General features: G+C 40.6%; 21 protein-coding genes and 1 other RNA gene. 6 read left to right on the top strand and 16 right to left on the bottom strand.

Translation table 11 applies throughout. From position 1 onward, the window contains the following. The first annotated feature begins 12 nt into the window (after positions 1–12). Positions 13–1,023, top strand: a complete 1,011-nt coding sequence (locus B1s21160_RS01475; protein WP_095672106.1) for a Gfo/Idh/MocA family protein — start codon at positions 13–15, stop codon at positions 1,021–1,023. Here B1s21160_RS01475 and B1s21160_RS01470 read toward each other — a convergent pair. Then, a complete protein-coding gene (locus tag B1s21160_RS01470; protein ID WP_095672105.1) occupies positions 1,020–2,591 on the bottom strand; it encodes a response regulator transcription factor in 1,572 nt (523 codons plus the stop codon). The two genes, B1s21160_RS01475 and B1s21160_RS01470, sit on opposite strands and share 4 nt — an antisense overlap. Positions 2,592–2,743: 152 nt before the next feature. Here B1s21160_RS01470 and trhO point away from each other — a divergent pair, with 152 nt between their 5' ends. Further along, entirely contained in the window at positions 2,744–3,652 is a 909-nt protein-coding gene (trhO, locus tag B1s21160_RS01465) for an oxygen-dependent tRNA uridine(34) hydroxylase TrhO (protein WP_095672104.1), read from the top strand. Here the strand turns inward: trhO and B1s21160_RS01460 are convergent. Genes B1s21160_RS01460 through B1s21160_RS01435 form a run of 7 tightly spaced genes read right to left on the bottom strand, consistent with a single transcriptional unit; the run spans position 3,641 to position 7,419 of the window. Beyond that, the gene (locus tag B1s21160_RS01460) at positions 3,641–4,102 is read right to left on the bottom strand and encodes a DinB family protein (protein WP_095672103.1); all 462 of its coding nucleotides are present in this window, start codon (positions 4,100–4,102) and stop codon (positions 3,641–3,643) included. The genes trhO and B1s21160_RS01460 overlap by 12 nt on opposite strands. A 12-nt stretch (positions 4,103–4,114) precedes the next feature. Then, positions 4,115–5,308, bottom strand: a complete 1,194-nt coding sequence (locus B1s21160_RS01455; RefSeq protein WP_095672102.1) for an FUSC family protein — start codon at positions 5,306–5,308, stop codon at positions 4,115–4,117. Beyond that, positions 5,305–5,568, bottom strand: coding sequence for a helix-hairpin-helix domain-containing protein (locus B1s21160_RS01450; protein ID WP_095672101.1), 264 nt, complete (start codon positions 5,566–5,568; stop codon positions 5,305–5,307). Before B1s21160_RS01450 ends, B1s21160_RS01455 begins: the two co-directional genes overlap by 4 nt. A 17-nt stretch (positions 5,569–5,585) precedes the next feature. Further along, complete coding sequence (locus tag B1s21160_RS01445; protein WP_095672100.1) at positions 5,586–5,945, bottom strand: iron chaperone; 360 nt, start codon at positions 5,943–5,945, stop codon at positions 5,586–5,588. Position 5,946: 1 nt separating this feature from the next. Next, on the bottom strand, positions 5,947–6,429 hold the full coding sequence (locus B1s21160_RS01440) for a GNAT family N-acetyltransferase (RefSeq protein ID WP_095672099.1): 483 nt from the start codon (positions 6,427–6,429) through the stop codon (positions 5,947–5,949). Between the two features lie 4 nt (positions 6,430–6,433). Beyond that, on the bottom strand, positions 6,434–6,598 hold the full coding sequence (locus tag B1s21160_RS06325) for a DUF8730 family Cys-rich protein (protein ID WP_190276958.1): 165 nt from the start codon (positions 6,596–6,598) through the stop codon (positions 6,434–6,436). Positions 6,599–6,600: 2 nt separating this feature from the next. Further along, positions 6,601–7,419 (bottom strand): Na+/H+ antiporter NhaA, encoded by an 819-nt coding sequence (locus B1s21160_RS01435; protein WP_095672098.1) that lies wholly within the window; start codon positions 7,417–7,419, stop codon positions 6,601–6,603. Between the two features lie 78 nt (positions 7,420–7,497). Here B1s21160_RS01435 and B1s21160_RS01430 point away from each other — a divergent pair, with 78 nt between their 5' ends. Continuing rightward, entirely contained in the window at positions 7,498–7,941 is a 444-nt protein-coding gene (locus tag B1s21160_RS01430; RefSeq protein WP_095672097.1) for a GNAT family N-acetyltransferase, read from the top strand. Here B1s21160_RS01430 and B1s21160_RS01425 read toward each other — a convergent pair whose 3' ends face one another. The 8 genes from B1s21160_RS01425 to B1s21160_RS01390 form a co-directional block, all read right to left on the bottom strand. Then, the gene (locus B1s21160_RS01425; protein WP_095672096.1) at positions 7,942–8,832 is read right to left on the bottom strand and encodes a DMT family transporter; all 891 of its coding nucleotides are present in this window, start codon (positions 8,830–8,832) and stop codon (positions 7,942–7,944) included. A 27-nt stretch (positions 8,833–8,859) separates the two neighbouring features. Continuing rightward, complete coding sequence (locus tag B1s21160_RS01420; RefSeq protein ID WP_095672095.1) at positions 8,860–9,186, bottom strand: YciI family protein; 327 nt, start codon at positions 9,184–9,186, stop codon at positions 8,860–8,862. A 47-nt stretch (positions 9,187–9,233) separates the two neighbouring features. Then, positions 9,234–9,695, bottom strand: a complete 462-nt coding sequence (locus B1s21160_RS01415; RefSeq protein ID WP_095672094.1) for a nuclear transport factor 2 family protein — start codon at positions 9,693–9,695, stop codon at positions 9,234–9,236. A gap of 193 nt (positions 9,696–9,888) precedes the next feature. Further along, an RNA gene (gene rnpB / locus B1s21160_RS01410) (RNase P RNA component class A) lies at positions 9,889–10,240 on the bottom strand. Positions 10,241–10,282: 42 nt separating this feature from the next. Beyond that, positions 10,283–10,687 carry a reverse transcriptase-like protein gene (locus B1s21160_RS01405; RefSeq protein WP_095672093.1) on the bottom strand — a complete coding sequence of 135 codons (405 nt, stop codon included), beginning with the start codon at positions 10,685–10,687 and terminating at the stop codon, positions 10,283–10,285. Beyond that, complete coding sequence (locus tag B1s21160_RS01400; RefSeq protein WP_095672092.1) at positions 10,688–11,413, bottom strand: zinc ribbon domain-containing protein; 726 nt, start codon at positions 11,411–11,413, stop codon at positions 10,688–10,690. Between the two features lie 86 nt (positions 11,414–11,499). Next, positions 11,500–12,462, bottom strand: coding sequence for a polysaccharide pyruvyl transferase family protein (locus tag B1s21160_RS01395; protein WP_190276957.1), 963 nt, complete (start codon positions 12,460–12,462; stop codon positions 11,500–11,502). Between the two features lie 25 nt (positions 12,463–12,487). Next, positions 12,488–13,648, bottom strand: coding sequence for a PrnB family protein (locus B1s21160_RS01390; protein ID WP_095672090.1), 1,161 nt, complete (start codon positions 13,646–13,648; stop codon positions 12,488–12,490). Between the two features lie 239 nt (positions 13,649–13,887). On the opposite strand from B1s21160_RS01390, the gene B1s21160_RS01385 reads away from it, so the two are divergent. From B1s21160_RS01385 to B1s21160_RS01375, 3 genes are all read left to right on the top strand, one after another. Then, on the top strand, positions 13,888–14,550 hold the full coding sequence (locus B1s21160_RS01385) for a hypothetical protein (protein WP_095672089.1): 663 nt from the start codon (positions 13,888–13,890) through the stop codon (positions 14,548–14,550). A gap of 7 nt (positions 14,551–14,557) precedes the next feature. Further along, positions 14,558–15,001, top strand: coding sequence for a hypothetical protein (locus B1s21160_RS01380; protein ID WP_095672088.1), 444 nt, complete (start codon positions 14,558–14,560; stop codon positions 14,999–15,001). 258 nt (positions 15,002–15,259) lie between these two features. Beyond that, on the top strand, positions 15,260–16,549 hold the full coding sequence (locus tag B1s21160_RS01375) for a metallopeptidase domain-containing protein (protein ID WP_223297970.1): 1,290 nt from the start codon (positions 15,260–15,262) through the stop codon (positions 16,547–16,549). Positions 16,550–16,553: the final 4 nt, after the last annotated feature.

The raw sequence follows: 16,553 nt of genomic DNA, 5'->3' as shown, positions 1-16,553 counted from the left end.
TAGATTAAAGATATGAATGACGCTCGCAAGCCTCTTCGTATTGGAATATTAGGCGCAGCCCGAATTGCACCGAGTGCCATTATTTTTCCAGCCCAAGCAACAGGACATCTTTTAGTTGCAGTTGGCGCCAGAGATAAAGCACGCGCTTCTGAGTTTGCCAAGCAGTATCAGATTGAAAAAGCTTATGGTTCTTACCAAGAGGTGCTTGATGATCCAAATGTTGATGTCATCTATAACGCCCTGCACAACGGTGGCCACGGACCTTGGAATATCAAGGCATTAGCAGCTGGTAAACATGTTTTAAGTGAGAAGCCTTCTGCTTCTAATGCTGCTGAGGCGAAAGAGGTTGCAGCAGCTGTAAGTAAATCTGGCAAGGTATTTATGGAGGGGTTTCATTACTACTATCACCCAGTTTTTCAAAGATTACTTGCGATAGTTAAATCAGGTGAGATTGGTGAGGTTATAAAGGTTGAATCCTCACTTCTAATTCCACGCCCTGATGAGAGTGATTTAAGGTTGCAATTTGATCTAGCTGGTGGCTCAATGATGGATGTTGGCTGCTACGCACTTCATAGCCAGCGCATGATTAGTCAGGCTATTGCAGATGGTGAGCCAACAATTGTTAAAGCAGAGGCAAATGCTGCTGATGGAAAAATTGATACCAAGTTATATATGCAACTTAAGTATCCAAATGGAGTTGCCTGCTTAGCAAAGGGTGATTTTGAAGCACCAGTTATGGAGGCACCTTTAACTGTTACCGGCTCTAAGGGAAGCGTTCACCTTCCTAACTTTGTGGTTTCTGGTTGGGATCCAAGAGTGATTGTTGATCTTGCTGGTCAAAAACGTGTTGAGCACCTGCCATCTATTTCTACCTACACCTATCAATTACTCGCCTTTGCCGATGCGGTCGATTTAGGCAAACCAATTAAGACTGATGCAAAAGATGCACTATTGCAAGCACAATTAATTGATGCAGCATATATTGCAGCGGGATTACCGCTTCGGCCAATTTTTAAACATTAAATTAGTAAAAGTTTTTGACCCTTATCGACCGCTTCTGCTCGTCCAGCAACCTCTAATTTGCGATAAATGTTTTTAAGGTGTGTTTTCATGGTGTTTTTTGATATGTGCAATGACTTGCCAATCGCATCTATAGATTTACCAGTAGCCAGATGTTTAAGAACATCTATTTCGCGAGAGGTCAGGCCCTCACTAATAGCTTTGCTAGATTCACTTCGTTCTTTTAATCGGTTAATACAATCTCGAGCAAGTTCCTCCAAATAAATTGAGGGTTGCTCTTTAGCAATCTCAATAATTAAATTTATGTGATAGCTGTTTTGTCTAATAAAGAACTCACGACTACCTGTAATTTCTCCAATTTTTAATGCTTTCTTAACCCAATATTTGGGATTTTCATCCAACTCAGCCTTAAATTCAGATAAAAACAAATATTTATATATCTGCTCTTTATAAGTTTGTTCTGGAAATTTAATAACTTCCGCTCTAGTAGGACTCTTACTGCCTGAACTTTCCGCAATTGATGCTTTAACATGTCTGACATAAGGTAAGTCAGGACAGCGAGCAACTAAAAGATTTGCTCTGGTAAAGTCGCCTAAAATAAATCTAATGTATAGCTCGGTAACATCAATTAACCAAGCTAAGTCGTTGTTCTTTGAAACTACATCAACCTCGTTATGAAGATTTTTTAATCTTTCCAATGCTTCAGAATGCTTAAATTGAGCTGTCAAAATTCGGATTGCAAAAGTTTCTGCAAGGACAAAAAAGAGAGTTGATTTAGAGCGCTTAGCCTCGATTTTCAACTCAGCTAGCTCAATTAAAGCTTGATCTAACTTAGAGAATTCGAATAAGGTTCTAGCCAATATGTACTTGCAATCTAAAGGTACCGAAACCCCTATGAAACCATTTGCCTCAGCAGATGCGACTCCCATTTTTGCATATTCATTTGCCTTTATAAAATTACCTTCTTCATAGTAGATTAATGTTTTGATCGCTATTAAGTGATATGAGATATTGGTTCCACCAAACTCAGTCATCAAATTCTCTACTTGATTTTGTGCCTGTTGCATAGCTGGTAGATCTGAATACAGGTGGTCAATTACTGATCTCATTCTGATTAAAATTGGCTTATCCATACCACCCAAGTCATTTGTGATTACTTGTGAATTTAGCGCGATGTCAATTTGTGCTCGAGCATTGGCCAAATCTCCACTTGCAAAATAAATAAAGGCACGAGTGTATGCAATTAGTTTTTCTAAGAAATCACCTATTTTTGTTTTAGACTTTTCAATCTCAAGCTCCATCGCTAGTGCTTGAGCCACTACAAAATCTAATTCCACCAAATATCCCATCAAGGAAAACGCTTTCTGTAGTGCCATTCCATCAATGGATTGATCGCCTGCATATTTAGACAAATTTATTAATTGTTTTCCTTGTCCAGTTTGAGCCAACTCTCTCGCCGTGTTTGCAAACATTTGATATATAAAATCAACATCACCTCTTTCAATAGCCGCTTCCAGGGCGGCGGTAGTTGAACCTCTGACTGAGGGTGATGAATTAGCTTGAGTAGACATGGCGTAAGGGTGAGGCAAATGCCGGAATTTTGATAGTGGCCTCACCCCTGGCTTAGGGTGAATAGCGGGGGGATTTAATCTGACTCGTTGGGTCAAATCCTCAATTTGAGCGCAAAATTCTCACTCCTTCATAGGGCGGTTAAAATCAAGTTATGGATCTTCCCAAGGTAATTCTTTACTACATCTTCACGCCATTATCTGATCCGGCTGCAATAAAGATTTGGCAAAAAAATCTTTGCCAAACATTAAATTTAAAGGGACGAATAATTATCTCCCCCCATGGCATCAATGGCACTTTGGGTGGTGAGATGAATGACCTAAAAAAATATATTCGCCAAACAAGATCATATGAAGGCTTTGCCAAAATGAAGTTTAAATGGTCGCAAGGCACTGGCAATGATTTTCCAAAGTTAAGTGTGAAGGTGCGAGCTGAGTTGGTGGCATTTGGCTATCCAAATGAGATTAAAGTTGATAAAAATGGAGTAGTTGGTGGTGGAAAACATTTAAAGCCTGCCCAGGTTGATGAGCTGGTAGCAAAACATGGTGATGATGTGGTTTTCTTTGATGGCCGAAACGCATATGAGGCAAAGGTTGGCCGGTTTAAAAATGCAGTGGTTCCACAGGTTGAAACCAGTAGAGATTTTGTACAAGAGATTGAAAGTGGCAAGTATGACCATCTAAAGGATAAGCCAATTGTTACTTACTGCACCGGTGGTATTAGATGTGAGGTTTTATCATCAGTGATGAAGACACGTGGATTTAAAGAGGTTTATCAAATTGATGGTGGCATAGTTACCTACGGTAAAGAGATTGGTGATGATGGCCTATGGGAGGGCGCTCTTTATACCTTTGATAATAGGATGTCGATCGAGTTTAGTGAGAAGACAAAATCAATAGCTAACTGTGAAAAGTGTGCTGCACCCGCAAATCGTTTTTATGATTGCCCAAAGCCGCCATGTAACTCTCTGAATTTATTGTGTGTCACTTGTGCTGAAAAACTGAATGATGAGATCTGCAAACACCCACAGCGAAAATACTCTAAGGCTGAATTAATCGGCTAACAACTGATTTGCGTGATCCCTTGGGTGGTTTATATAGGATGAAAACCACTTTTTAAGATCATAAGCACCAGATTCAGTATGGACTCCAGCATTTGATAGTTGAGCAACCTCTAATCTTTTAATGATCTCAAGACTTGCTGCCCTAGATGCTTTATAGAAAGCTAAAGAGTTTTCAATTGGTAGCACGGTGTAACCCAAGGTGGTGTTTTGTGCCCAGATATTTTCATCATAACCTTGGATTGTTGTGCCAGGTTCTGCAACTAATCTTTTTAATCGAGCGCAAGATTGGGATTCAGAATCTGCTAAATGATGAATTACCTGCCTGGCGTTCCAGCCATCTTTTTTAGGCTTATCTAAATCAGCCAGGTTTACCTTTTTAAAGGCTTCAAGAAATACATTTGTTGCTGCTTCATACTCAGCAGCTAACTTTTCAATCTCAGAATTACTCATCTGTTTATCCTACTAGCGGCGCAAGAAGGTGCGAAGGGCCATAAGAAGTCCTCGATACAACCTGCTTGTCTGCTTAACTGGGGATAGACCAATTACCTTGGCGCTAGTTGGCTCCCCTGGTGTTATAACTGAGTGCAAGGCGGGTGAGCTCTCATCTAAAGAGTTAGCGATGATTTTCATCTGCGAGACGATTGCAATGCACCTAACAAATTGGCTACGAGGCAGCTTATCTGCCATTGCAATTAACTCCTCAGTTAAATTATCAGCTGCTTGCCGTAGATCTCTGGCGATATTGTCAATGATTCGCTCTCGATTTGAGGATTGCAGTAACTCTAGCTTTTCAGTAATTGCAGTTGAGGTAGCAGAGAGTGCGTAAGCAATCTGGCGATCAACAGTATCTTTTCGATTTGGATCAGAGGTTGAATCAAATAATGCTCTTGCCATTCCCCTTATTTGAACCACCATATGTTCAATTGCTACTCCTTGAATATATAAAGATTCAGCCTCATCAACTTCGGCAAGTGGTGACCATTTGGCATAACGTTTTGCCTCAATGGCTTGGCTTCTTAAAGTTGGGATCTCCTCAACTAATAATCTTGCTCTGGATAACCAAGCACCCGCCTGCTTTTGGGTGAAGCCACCGGCCACTCCCTCTGCCATATCACTAATTAACTCTGCCCCTCTTTTACCCAACCTTGTTATTTGATTAACAGTTCGACCTGCTGGGGTATTTGGATGTGAGAAGTAGGAAAAAATGATTGCAACCGCTGCGCCAATTAACGTGGAAACTAATCTGTGTTCTGCTGTTGAGCCAGAGATACCAGGACCAATAACAATTAATGCCGTAACTGGCACGTTGACAGATGCCACCTCACCGAGGCGAAGTCCACGTGCAACAACTGAGCATAAAAATACGGTAGTGCCAATAGCAATTACCCCAAAGCTAAAGTAGTGAACTGTTAACAGGGCAACTCCTGCGCCAATTGCAGTTCCAACTATCTGACCTAATCCTTCTCTTACTGATTTATAGAGTGAGATTCGAATGCTTAAAGCGCAAACAATTGCTGCTACTAAGCCGCCTTTAAAAACTAAGGAATCTCCTATTACCCAGGCGGTAGCAGATGCAAGAGCGGCCACCGTAATTTGGCGAACCCAAATCCTTCGATCAGTAAATAACCTTATAAACCAACTTATAAAACGCTTCACGGGCGAAACTTAATTTTTTTAGCATTCATTAATACTTTAAGCCTTGCAACAGCTGATTTACCCATGCCATGTAAGCCTTCTAATTCAGCCAGTGAAATCTTTCGCAGGTCTGAGACCTTATATAACTTGGCATCAACTAGTGCTCGCCTTGCTGGGGCTGCGATGTTGTATTCGCGCCACTCTTGATCTAATTTCTCATACCGATCTAGCTCTGCTTGAGGGATATCAACTACTTGTTTTGGCTTAGCTACGTTTCCCATGATCAGATCTTACAACTTTACCTACCTTTTCTTTTGACCATTATCTGCACCATTCGCTGCGTCATCAGTTTTCTCACCAAAGTTTTAGGAAGTGGTGCATCAAAGTGCAAAGCACTCTTAGTTTGCTTATAAATGACTAAATCTTTATTCAAGGCAGCAAGTACTGAGCCACTAAATGGATAAAAAGAGCAACCAGCACGCCGGGCAGCAATTCCACAAACAACATCTTTTCCTAATTTAAAGGCAGGAATTCCATAAGAGATCCCCTGCTTAAGCTCTGGTTCTATCTCTAAAATCATCTTGCGCATATTTTTAAGCAAGGTTTTCTCAGGCTCTTTTTGAGCTGAAATATATTGATCAATCTCTAACTTGCTCAATCTATTTCACCTGCCTATACATTCCTAGATACATCTGACCTGGTTTAGATCTAGATGGCAATGGCTTATCTGCCTCCACAAATCCTAACTTCTTATAAGCACTCCTTGCCCTTAAATTCTCTGGCCACACGCCCAAACCAATCACCTGCCAAGTATTTTCTTTAGACAATTTAATAACCCAATCCAACATTAATTGTGCAATATTTTTGCCTCTAAATTTCTCGTTAATCCACCAGCTAGATAACCAGCAATCACTATTGCGATCTTTATCAGCCCTATCTACCGCTAGTAATCCAACATCAACACCATCTGCCACCACAAAACACCATTGGGTATTTACCATCCGCTCTTGCCACTGAGAGTCTTGAATTAATAATTCATCCTCATACTTTGCTCCAAATGCCTCAGGGGCATCTTTTAATGCACTAAGTCGAAGCGATTTAAGCCGGGAAGGATCCTGGCCAGTTACAACCTCAATTGCCACGCAATTACCTGCTAAATAACTTGCTAAATATTCCCGACTTTTTTACCTGACCTTCATGGCCTTGGCAACGATCAGCTTTAGCAATACCTGCCAACGCCTCTTCAATATGTTCGCCACATCCAGACCAGGTTGGTTTCTTACACTGCCGGCAAATAACTTTGCTACACATATCTAATTCCTAACTCTTCTGGAGCCAATAATCAAAATCAAACTGCCAATAATTGCAGATAAGAGCGCAGCTACTAATAAACCAACTTTAGCCTGATTAAGCAAAATATCAGCGGTATAACTCAAGTTTGCAATCATGATTGATACTGCAAGTCCCATGCCAGCAAGGGCAGATCCACCAATTAATTCCAACTTACCTATCAACAACTGACTCTTAAAGAGTTTAACCCCAATTAATGCAAAGAGTGTGATGCCAACAATTTTTCCAACTACTCTAGCGATAATAATTGAATTACCAAGATCAGATTGCAGTTCAAGATCAGCCGTTAGAGTTGGGTAAACATTTGCAAAGACATAGATCGGCAAAATCGCAAAGTTAACAAACTTTATAAAGTATTTTTCAAGAGGTGCTTTACCAATTAACACTCCAAGCAATACTGCACCAATACTTGCCAAAACCTCAGTTGCCTTTAGCGCCCCGGTGTATTTAACTCCCAGCACAATAATTGAAAGTAGATCATCAGCAACAGCTAAGGCTAATAAAAAAGTTTTTAAAGCAACTGACGCACGTTTGCCTAAGGCAAGGACTACCAACATCACAAGTGCGATATCAGTTGGCATAACTAATGGCCAACCAGAGGCTATTGCTGGATCAGAATTTAACCCTATAAAAATTAGCGCTGGAAATAGCATCCCACCTAAGGCAGCAAAGATTGGCAATAAAATCTCTTTTGGGTGGGAGATCTCATTCCTTAGTTGCATGCCAATTAAAAAGAAAAATGGCGCCAATATTTCACTATGCGCAAAAAACTCTAATTCCATTAGAGTAGTTAAGCATATTCAGCTGGTCGGCTGCTGTAAGTGCAGTTGTTCCACTGTAATCAGATATACAATTTATACATGAGCATTAATATACGTTCAATTGAATTATCTGATAAAACAAGGTGGCTCGAGTTATTTAAAGAGTACATAGTTTTTTACAAATCAAAATTGTCAGATGAGCAGTTTGAATTGACCTGGCAGCGTATTCATTCAGATTTTAATATTAATGGCCTCGTGGCAGAACTTGATGGCAAGGTTGTGGGTTTTACACACTACATCTGGCGGCCAGACACCTGGGAGGTTGAGGATTTTTGTTACTTAGAAGATCTCTACACCGACCCAAAGGTGAGGGGTAAAGGTGTTGGTAGGGCGCTAATAAAAGCTGTTGAAGATATCGCAATTGCTAAAGGATCAAAGCGGCTTTACTGGACAACTGCCCCAGATAATGAAACTGCTCGAAAACTCTATGACAAGGTTGCCATTACAGATCGTGTGCAATACAAGATCTTCTTAAATCAGTAATTAATGCCCGGCTGTTTTTGAATTTTTAGTAACAATTAAAGTACCTAAAGCAGCTAGAGCCATACCAATTAAACCAATGCCCTTAATTCGTTCATCAAAAAAGTAGTAGGCCTGCACCGCAGCAAGGGGTGGGACCAGGTAGTAAAGGCTGGAAACAGATGAGGCACTGTCATGCCTTAGTAGGTAAAAGAGTAAAAATATAGAGCCAATTGAAAGAGCTAACACAATCCAACTTAAGGCTAAGACAAACTCCAAAGTGATATTTACTTTAAGTGGCTCAAAGATTACAGATGTAATTGCAAAAATAACTGTTGAGGTAGCGAATTGCACTGCGGTTCCAGCTAAGAATGGAATATCTGCTCCCCCTTTTTTCTGCAGCAAGTAACCAGCAGTTGTTCCAAGGAGAGCTAGAACACAGCAGATAATTCCAAAGGTTGAAAAGCCGGTGGAGAGATCTCCTTCAAATAACTTTGGTGAGAGCAAAAAGAGCACACCAATAAAACCAAGTGCTAACCCAAATACCTGGCGGTATGAAAGCTTCTCCCCCAGTAACGGAATAGCGAGTGCTGAAACTAAAATTGGTTGCAAGCTAACAATTACTGCAGTAATTCCCGCTGGAATATCAATAAATATTGCATAGAAAACCCCACCGATATAAATAACATGCAAGAAAAGCGCCACAATCATTGATTGCTTTATTGCCGCCTTACTAATACGAAGCGGCTCTCTTAGTGCTTTTGCAATTAAAACCAAAACAAGAGTGGCGAAGAAGTATCTAATAGTTAAGAAAACAAAGGGCTGCGCATATGGAAGTATGTACTTAGCGCCGATAAACCCTGTGCTCCAGAGTAAAACAAATATGAGTGGTGCAAATGTTTTTACTCTAACCATTACAAGATAGTAAGGGCTTTGTCTACATTAACCAAGAAGCGGCCTAAGCTCAACCTTACGATTACAAGCCTTAGATCCAGCAAATGCTAACTTTCTCGCCACTTCAATACTTTCTGCCTGGATCAACCAAAAACCAGAGAAGTTCTCTTTGTTAGCAAATAGTGGTTTCCCAGTGGACAAATTCGCATCATTTCGATTATCGATTACATCAGCACTCTCTGGAGCAGCAAGGCCGCCAGCAAAGATAAATTGACCATTGACTCGCAGTTGATCATTAAACTTATTTATCTCAGCCATTTCAGCTGGGCTGCCAGAGTTTGATTGATCATCTATTACGTTGATAATGAATTTCATTAATTAATTGTAGTAAAGAGTCGGCCTATAAGCCGGAAAAGTTCAGATTAGCTCACAATTTGGGGAGCACTAGCTTCTGCAATACCCGACTTTGCTTGTTTCTCTAGCCCTGCTGTAACCGCAAAAGTATCTTCATAAACATCGAAGTCATATGCCTTGCCCCAGCGCAGTTTGATTACATGGATTCCAGGATTTACGTAAGGTTCTCCATTTTCAAGATTGCAGGTTGCTACCCATCGGGCAATAACTGTTGTGTTCCATGGCCCTCCTTGAACTAAAACACTTGTAACCTCAAACTTAAGATTTGGCAGCACAGTCCCTACTCGCTTGAACCATCGACTCATAGCTTCTTTGTCATGTCGGATGCCACCCAGTGAGTTAGGACCTGCAAAACGATGGGTGAGGTTGGTAGAGGACACACCCTTTAACACTTCTTCATAATTGTGATTTTGGACGGCAAGAAATGTTTTACGTACCAATTTCTCAACGATTGAACTGTAAATAAGCATGTGCTTTTGTACCTTTCAAGGAGTTATCATCGACAATACTAAACACCAAGAAGTGGTTTGTAGTCAAAATCTGCCCATATCTGCCCATCGATTCCCCATAAAAACATCTAAATCTGCGACAGGTTATGTAACAACTTGTACAACGAATATGCAGAAAGGTGAGCGCAGTTTTAACCTACGCCCACCTAATTGGAAGAAGAGTCGCCCTATAAGCCGGATCCTGTTCTCTTGCGAGAGATCATCATCCATCTAGATCTGTAATTGCTTACAGATTCAAGCAACCTACCCGTTGACTCGAGCGAGTAGCTCTCAAATGCCAACAATCTGGTCTTGCTCCAGGTGGGGTTTACCTAGCCATATACGTTGCCGTAAATGCTGGTGGTCTCTTACACCACCGTTTCATCCTTACCATTATTGCTAATGGCGGTTTATTTTCTGTGGCACTAATCCCGCAGGTTTCCCTGGATGGCCGTTAGCCATCACCTCACTCTTTGGAGTCCGGACTTTCCTCGGTATTTTCATAACGCGATGATCCAGACGACTCTTCAGTGCTAATGATACCGAAGATATTTTTAAGAAGGAAATGCTTACATTCCGCTATCTAATACATCATTAAGTATTGAATCTGCATGTGAGTTCTCCTCGCGGGGAATCCACTGATATGAGACAAGTTTTGGATCATGGGTAGCAAAGGCTTGTTTTGCCAGCTTTTGCATATTTGGATGCTTTACCTTCCATCTTCCACTCATCTGCTCAACAACTAACTTTGAATCCATCTTCACCAATATTGTGGCTGCTGGATCAATCTCATTAGCCGCCTTAAGTCCTGCAATTAAACCTTCATACTCAGCCACATTATTTGAAGCAATTCCAATTGATGCACCAACCTCTTTAAGGATTTGATCATTTTCATAAACCACTGCGCCATAGGCTGCTTTGCCTGGATTTCCTCTACTGCCACCATCTGCGGTAATTATAAAATGTCTTGGCATTTAAATTCTTACCAATATCCGCCGGCACTCTTCACATCTAAGTAATTCATCTTTGGCTAAGGATTTAATTCGATCCATCTCAACTGCGTTAATTGCCAGATTACAGCCGTTGCATTTATTACCAACTAAGGCTGCAGCGCCAACTCCACCACCATTTCCTCTAATCTTTTCATAAAGATCTAACAATGCTTTTTCAATTTTGCCAGCAACTGCATTACGTGCTGTATTTTTATCTGCAATTACCTTATTTATTTCATCGGTTGCACTTTGTAATCGGCCTGAAATCTCATCCTTTAAGGTTTGAAGAGAGGCTAGATCAGTACTTAAAGTATTAGTACGAGCAATAACTGCGTCATTTCTAATCATGATCTCTAGCTCAATCTCCTCCAATGACTCTTGGCGCTTTTTTAAGGTTTCCACCTCATGTTGGAGTTGCTCTAACTCCTTTGGGGTGGCATTGCCGGAGGATAATCTGGCCTCATCTTTTTTAATACGATCTGTAACAGTTTCAACATCAACCTCACCACGGCGAAGCTCAAGTGCAATTTGATCAGATTCCGTTTTTACTACTGATAGCTCATCATTGGCGGCGGTAACTCTTTTTTCAATATGAAGTAATTGTTCTATTTCAGGTAAGGATTTAAGTTTGGTATTTGCCTGCATAATTTCATTATCTAGGAGCTGAAGTTCTAAAATTAGGCCTTGCTGCTCGGTAGATGCCTGCACAATGCACCCCCTGTTTTAATTGTTTAAATCTTTACTTTTTTAGTTGTATTACAAAGGATGAGTTTACTGATCTTTGCCCACCCTTTCTACCTGGTGATTGCAGCCTTAATCTGCGCACCAAACTGCTTAATCTTTGCAAGCTCGGCTTTGTAATCCCTAGATACCTTAAATTGATCACTTCTTATTGCCGTTGGTAATTGCGAGAGCTCAGTAATACATATCCCGCCGCGATATAACTTATTAAAGGCTGCAATTTTTGGATCAAATGAGATTGCAATATATGGTCGATTAAAGGCGTAGGCGATGATGGCGCCATGTAATCGGGTGGTAACTACATAATCGCAATCTTGATACATCTTTAAGTTCTTCTTCAATGGATTTTTTGTGCTCTCGATATTATCCGTAAAGTTGTAATCAAAACCTGACTCTTTGATTACTCTCTCTATCTCACCAGCTGCACCAGTTGGCTCTAAATCCACATGTGAGCTATGCAAGATCCTCTTTCCAACATCACTCTTTGGTGCCACCTTAAATTTATTGGCCACATAGACCAAGGTGGGACAGGCGGTTATGGAGATCTCAGATTTTAGATCGTAAAAATCCCGAGTTAACTCATCCCTTACATTTGCAAAAGTTGTTCTATTAAATACTGATTGCACAACTGCCTTTGGCACACCTTTAACTGAATCATTATCAGGTAGGCACACCCCAATTCCCCAGATAATGATTGGCAACTTGCAGTTCTTATCTAGATCAACCCAAAACTTTTCAAAGACTGAGTGCAATAACCCTGCGCCACCAACAATTACCTGATCATAGTTTTTATGAACAAACTCCCAATCAACTGGGGATTTATGGATATTCCAGGTATCTAACTCTTGATCTAACATCTGATGAATTGCTAGCACCGGTAGATAATTACCAATATTTCGATTAGCGGAGTAGAACTGAAGGGTTTTACTTTTTACAACCCGCTCACCCTTTGAAATATCATTTAATTTAGTAAGGGATGAGCTGGCAGAAAAGATTTTGGCAAACCTAGTGAGCATTAACAAAGCGTACCTGCTTGGTGATTTAAGAGATGGTTTGCTTCTTTGTCTCATCTCTGTGCTTGCGCAGGTAGGTCATAAATGGTGTGCCACCAGTTCCTACTGCAGATGGATTACCAGGTGTTGCTTGTGCTTGAGCGTGAATATATGTGCCGGCATACTCAAGATGCATTGCTCTAAAACTAGCTACTAACTCAACACACTCATTAAATACTGAGGTTAAAGATGTGCGCTTAGTAGTTGTGACAAAGTTGCGAACAGATGGACCAGCTTCTACCGCTTGGATAAATGCCACATGCTTTGGTGGCATATAAGTTCTCATCTCCATTAAATACTCACGTAATTCATCTCGCTCATGTTCAATTCCAAGGACACCATCCATCGCTGGAATAATCGCACTCTGCGCTCCGGTCTCTCCCCTAAACTTTTGCCCTACTCCTTTGTACTCATCCACTCCTTCATAGACCACACCATCTGGCAATGATGGGTTATTGCGCCAACCGAAGATATATGGACGAACTCGGTGGAAGTAAATATATGGATCACATCTTTCTGGCATTCTGCCCAATACTTGATACATCGAAGCTAATGCATCACGTAGTTTTGTAAGTGATGCCTCTAACTGATCAGCATCATTTGAAGCTACAGCAGCCTGTGCATCTTCAATTGCTTTAAGTGATTTACCAGCTTTTTTCTCAATATCGATGTGAATTAAAATAAACCACTCTTCATCTTGCCCGCCTAAGAAACATTGGGCCAAGCCAATATTGCCGCACTCAATTGGGCCAGATTTATCAAAGCGGCGCCAATTATCTGAGGCATAACTTTGATAAGAAAGAATCGGTGGCCGTCCTACTAACTTACCAACCTCATACCAAGGAAGAGCTAAGTTTGCTGGCATTACAGTGGCTGGGGTGTTCTCACTCCATTGATATGACTGTCCGATATAACTTAAAACCAGCATCGCTCTTTGAATCTCAGCATCACCTTTTAACTTGTCAATATTAAATTTAGGTAGTGCTTTAACCTTTGCTCTAAAGTTTGTGCTCATTAATAACTTAGGAAGATCCTTACCAAACTGATCCCACTCCTCATTGCCAGCAGAAAGTGATTGGGCAGGTTCATAAGATGGCAAATAACCAAACTCTTCAGTTATTCCATAATCTGCGATCTTGGCTGGCTTCATTTTGCTCCTTGTTATTTTTCTATGTGGGCGGTGAGGGTTTCGTCTGATTTTCCTCATTCATCCATTTCATATATTTACTTTTTCTTGACTTAGCACCCATATTAGTCAATTGGTCTGACATTTACTAGATATTGAACGGATATAGGTCAGATATAGGCGACATTATTTTCTATCCAAATTCACAGGCTATTAACACCAAATCCATTAAATTTATCAGTTTGCACTGTTAAGTTCCGCTGATGAAAATAAAAATAATCGCCACATCAATACTAGTTTTATCCATTTTCGCTGGAGTGTTTGGTCTTGAAAAATACATTTCATCTCAGATTGCTTCAGGCGTAAAGCGAGAGATGCCAAATGCTTCTGGGGTTAGCGCATCTATTCCACTAACTGATATAGCAAGTAATATAACTTCAGATTCAATCAAGTTAGCTAATATCGATATAGAAAAATATCCTTTAAAGGAAAGCAATACAGATTCTTCAATAAAAATTTCAGCAGGAAATATCAGTAAGTCCAAGCCAACACTTATTGGCTCTTTAGAAATAACTGCCACAATTCCTGTATCAACTATTGCAAAGGCATCGGAGTTCGGTGATGCACAGATTGTGGGTAATACCTTGCAGGTTGCAGCCGGAGCTGGTGGAATGGGTAAAGCAAGTCTGATTCCAAAGTACTCAAATAATCAACTCTATTTTGAACTTAAAAGTGTTTCACTTTTCGGTAATGAGATTCCCGCTTCATCATTGCCAGCAGATCTTCAGACTCAGATCAAAAGTAAGAGCCAACGCAGCCTTACGCCCCCTAAAGGGCTTAAAGTAAAATCAGTATCACTAAGCAGTAAAGGACTAGCTGTGAAAATGTATGGCACTAATGTCCAACTTGGTAATTTAGGTTTATAATTAATTTATGAAGTTTGATTTCAAAAAACTACTTCCAAACAACCCCACAAGTTTTGAGGGTTTTCGAGCAATTCGTATAGTCACAGCCATCTATATGTTAGTAATGGTGGTGCGCAGTTGCATTCACCTCTTTGCAGCAGATGGCGGTGCTCAGAGTATTGCTGGCATTGATACATCCGTTGCAGGCGGAGATAACATAATTGCGATATTTCACCAATGGGGGGCAATACAACTTATTCTTGCAGTGCTTCTATTTGTATTGTTTTTCCGTTATCCAGGATTAACTCCATTGATTTTGTTAACTCTTGCCCTTGATCCAGTTATGCGTTTTATTGCCGGGCAGATGATGAGTGTAACTTCGACGGGAACACCGCCTGGTGAAGCACTAAACGGGGCATCTTTTTACTTATTGGCGTTGTTGTTCATCGCTTCGTTAGCAAAAAAGAATTAGGCCGATAGAACTAGTGAAATAGGAGTTATTTCCTTAAAGGTTTTTGCTGACTTACATCCTGAAATTAATTACCAAAGTAAGTGACTATGCGTGCTGTGTGGGCGGTGAGGGTTTTACTCCGCTTTTTTCGGGTACTTCCCCGACTTTTAGATTGTCGGGTCATAATAAGTTAACTTACACGAGAAATCTGAAGTAAGAAAGAGTGAATTCTTATATCTAGCCCTATTTCACAATGCTCGATTCAATTAGGCTTAATTCATGGGGATCCGCCTTATTGCCTTACTAGTGATTACACCCCTTCTACTTTCATCGCAACTCTCCACCTCTCATGCCGTAGCTAAGGCCGGTGCAAAGTGCACAAAGGTGGGAAGTAAATCTGTAGTTGGCGCAAAGACATTTACCTGCATAAAGTCTGGAAAAAAGTTAGTTTGGGATAAGGGAGTTAGCGCAGTAGTCGCAGTTGATTTATTAGCTGACTGCAAATTGCCGGTTGCTGACGGTCGTGGTGATGTGTCGATCGGTGGCTGGCCACGGATTGATGAAAGATTAAAATCAACTGGAGGTGTGATATCCACCGTTGTGATGGTTGATTTTCCAGATTCACCAGCAAGTATGACGCCTACTGATGCCTTTGCTCGAATATCACCATCTGCTGATGTATTTAATGAGATGTCTTATGGAAAGTTAAGTTATACATTCAAGCCACAGTTAAAGTGGTATCGCATGAGTAAAAAGTCAACTGATTACGTTGCAGGTGGTTGGACATTTATTAAACATCGAGAGTACATCACTGAGGCAGCAAAGTTAGCTGATGTTGATATCGACTTCAGTAAAACCGATAGCCTAATTATTTTAGCGAATCCAGATTCGACTGGGATTGGAAATTCAGGACCTGCGTTTGCAGCAATTAGAAAAAATGGCATAACTCTTGATGGTAAATATATCTCTAATGGTGCTACATCAGCCTATGATCTAAACAATTGGAAATCTATCTGGTTAAACCACGAGGTCACTCACACCTTAGGATTAGTAGATCTATACGCATTTACTCAAAGTAACTCGGCTAATCGCTACGATGGCTTTAGATACACTGGCGAGTTTAGTTATATGGGTTTCAGTAGTTATGAAAGTAATGCACCAAGTCTGTTTGCTTTTGAAAGGTGGAATTTAGGCTGGATTAATGACTCACAAATTAAGTGTTTAAAGGATGCAAAATCGACTGAATTAATCTCACCAGTTCAAACTTCTGGTGGAGTTAAAGCGGTTGTTATTCCAATTTCTAGAACTAAGGCTGTTGTAATTGAAAGTAGAAGAGCAATCGGCATAGATAAAAACATCGCAAAATCCGGAGCGTTAGTTTATGTAGTTGACTCGTCAATTCAATCTGGTCAAGGTCCGGTAAGGGTATTTCCATCTGATGTAAGCAGTGATCCTCGTTATTTAAAGGCACCAAGAGCACTCGGTGAATCTGTAACCACTGAGGGCATAACGGTTAAAGTTACTAAATCAGATGACTCTGGAGATACAGTAGAAATAACTAAATCTTAATTTA

It is taken from the genome of Candidatus Nanopelagicus hibericus, from assembly GCF_002288005.1.
GTDB lineage: Bacteria > Actinomycetota > Actinomycetes > Nanopelagicales > Nanopelagicaceae > Nanopelagicus > Nanopelagicus hibericus.
This window is presented reverse-complemented; position numbering and strand designations above follow the sequence as displayed.

Coding starts and splice junctions, on each gene's coding strand:
- B1s21160_RS01475 (WP_095672106.1), top strand. CDS start 13: ATGAATGACGCTCGCAAGCCTCTTCGTATTGGAATATTAGGCGCAGCC.
- B1s21160_RS01470 (WP_095672105.1), bottom strand. CDS start 2,591: ATGTCTACTCAAGCTAATTCATCACCCTCAGTCAGAGGTTCAACTACC.
- trhO (WP_095672104.1), top strand. CDS start 2,744: ATGGATCTTCCCAAGGTAATTCTTTACTACATCTTCACGCCATTATCT.
- B1s21160_RS01460 (WP_095672103.1), bottom strand. CDS start 4,102: ATGAGTAATTCTGAGATTGAAAAGTTAGCTGCTGAGTATGAAGCAGCA.
- B1s21160_RS01450 (WP_095672101.1), bottom strand. CDS start 5,568: ATGGGAAACGTAGCTAAGCCAAAACAAGTAGTTGATATCCCTCAAGCA.
- B1s21160_RS06325 (WP_190276958.1), bottom strand. CDS start 6,598: ATGTGTAGCAAAGTTATTTGCCGGCAGTGTAAGAAACCAACCTGGTCT.
- B1s21160_RS01435 (WP_095672098.1), bottom strand. CDS start 7,419: ATGGAATTAGAGTTTTTTGCGCATAGTGAAATATTGGCGCCATTTTTC.
- B1s21160_RS01430 (WP_095672097.1), top strand. CDS start 7,498: ATGAGCATTAATATACGTTCAATTGAATTATCTGATAAAACAAGGTGG.
- B1s21160_RS01425 (WP_095672096.1), bottom strand. CDS start 8,832: ATGGTTAGAGTAAAAACATTTGCACCACTCATATTTGTTTTACTCTGG.
- B1s21160_RS01420 (WP_095672095.1), bottom strand. CDS start 9,186: ATGAAATTCATTATCAACGTAATAGATGATCAATCAAACTCTGGCAGC.
- B1s21160_RS01415 (WP_095672094.1), bottom strand. CDS start 9,695: ATGCTTATTTACAGTTCAATCGTTGAGAAATTGGTACGTAAAACATTT.
- B1s21160_RS01405 (WP_095672093.1), bottom strand. CDS start 10,687: ATGCCAAGACATTTTATAATTACCGCAGATGGTGGCAGTAGAGGAAAT.
- B1s21160_RS01395 (WP_190276957.1), bottom strand. CDS start 12,462: ATGCTCACTAGGTTTGCCAAAATCTTTTCTGCCAGCTCATCCCTTACT.
- B1s21160_RS01390 (WP_095672090.1), bottom strand. CDS start 13,648: ATGAAGCCAGCCAAGATCGCAGATTATGGAATAACTGAAGAGTTTGGT.
- B1s21160_RS01385 (WP_095672089.1), top strand. CDS start 13,888: ATGAAAATAAAAATAATCGCCACATCAATACTAGTTTTATCCATTTTC.
- B1s21160_RS01380 (WP_095672088.1), top strand. CDS start 14,558: ATGAAGTTTGATTTCAAAAAACTACTTCCAAACAACCCCACAAGTTTT.
- B1s21160_RS01375 (WP_223297970.1), top strand. CDS start 15,260: ATGGGGATCCGCCTTATTGCCTTACTAGTGATTACACCCCTTCTACTT.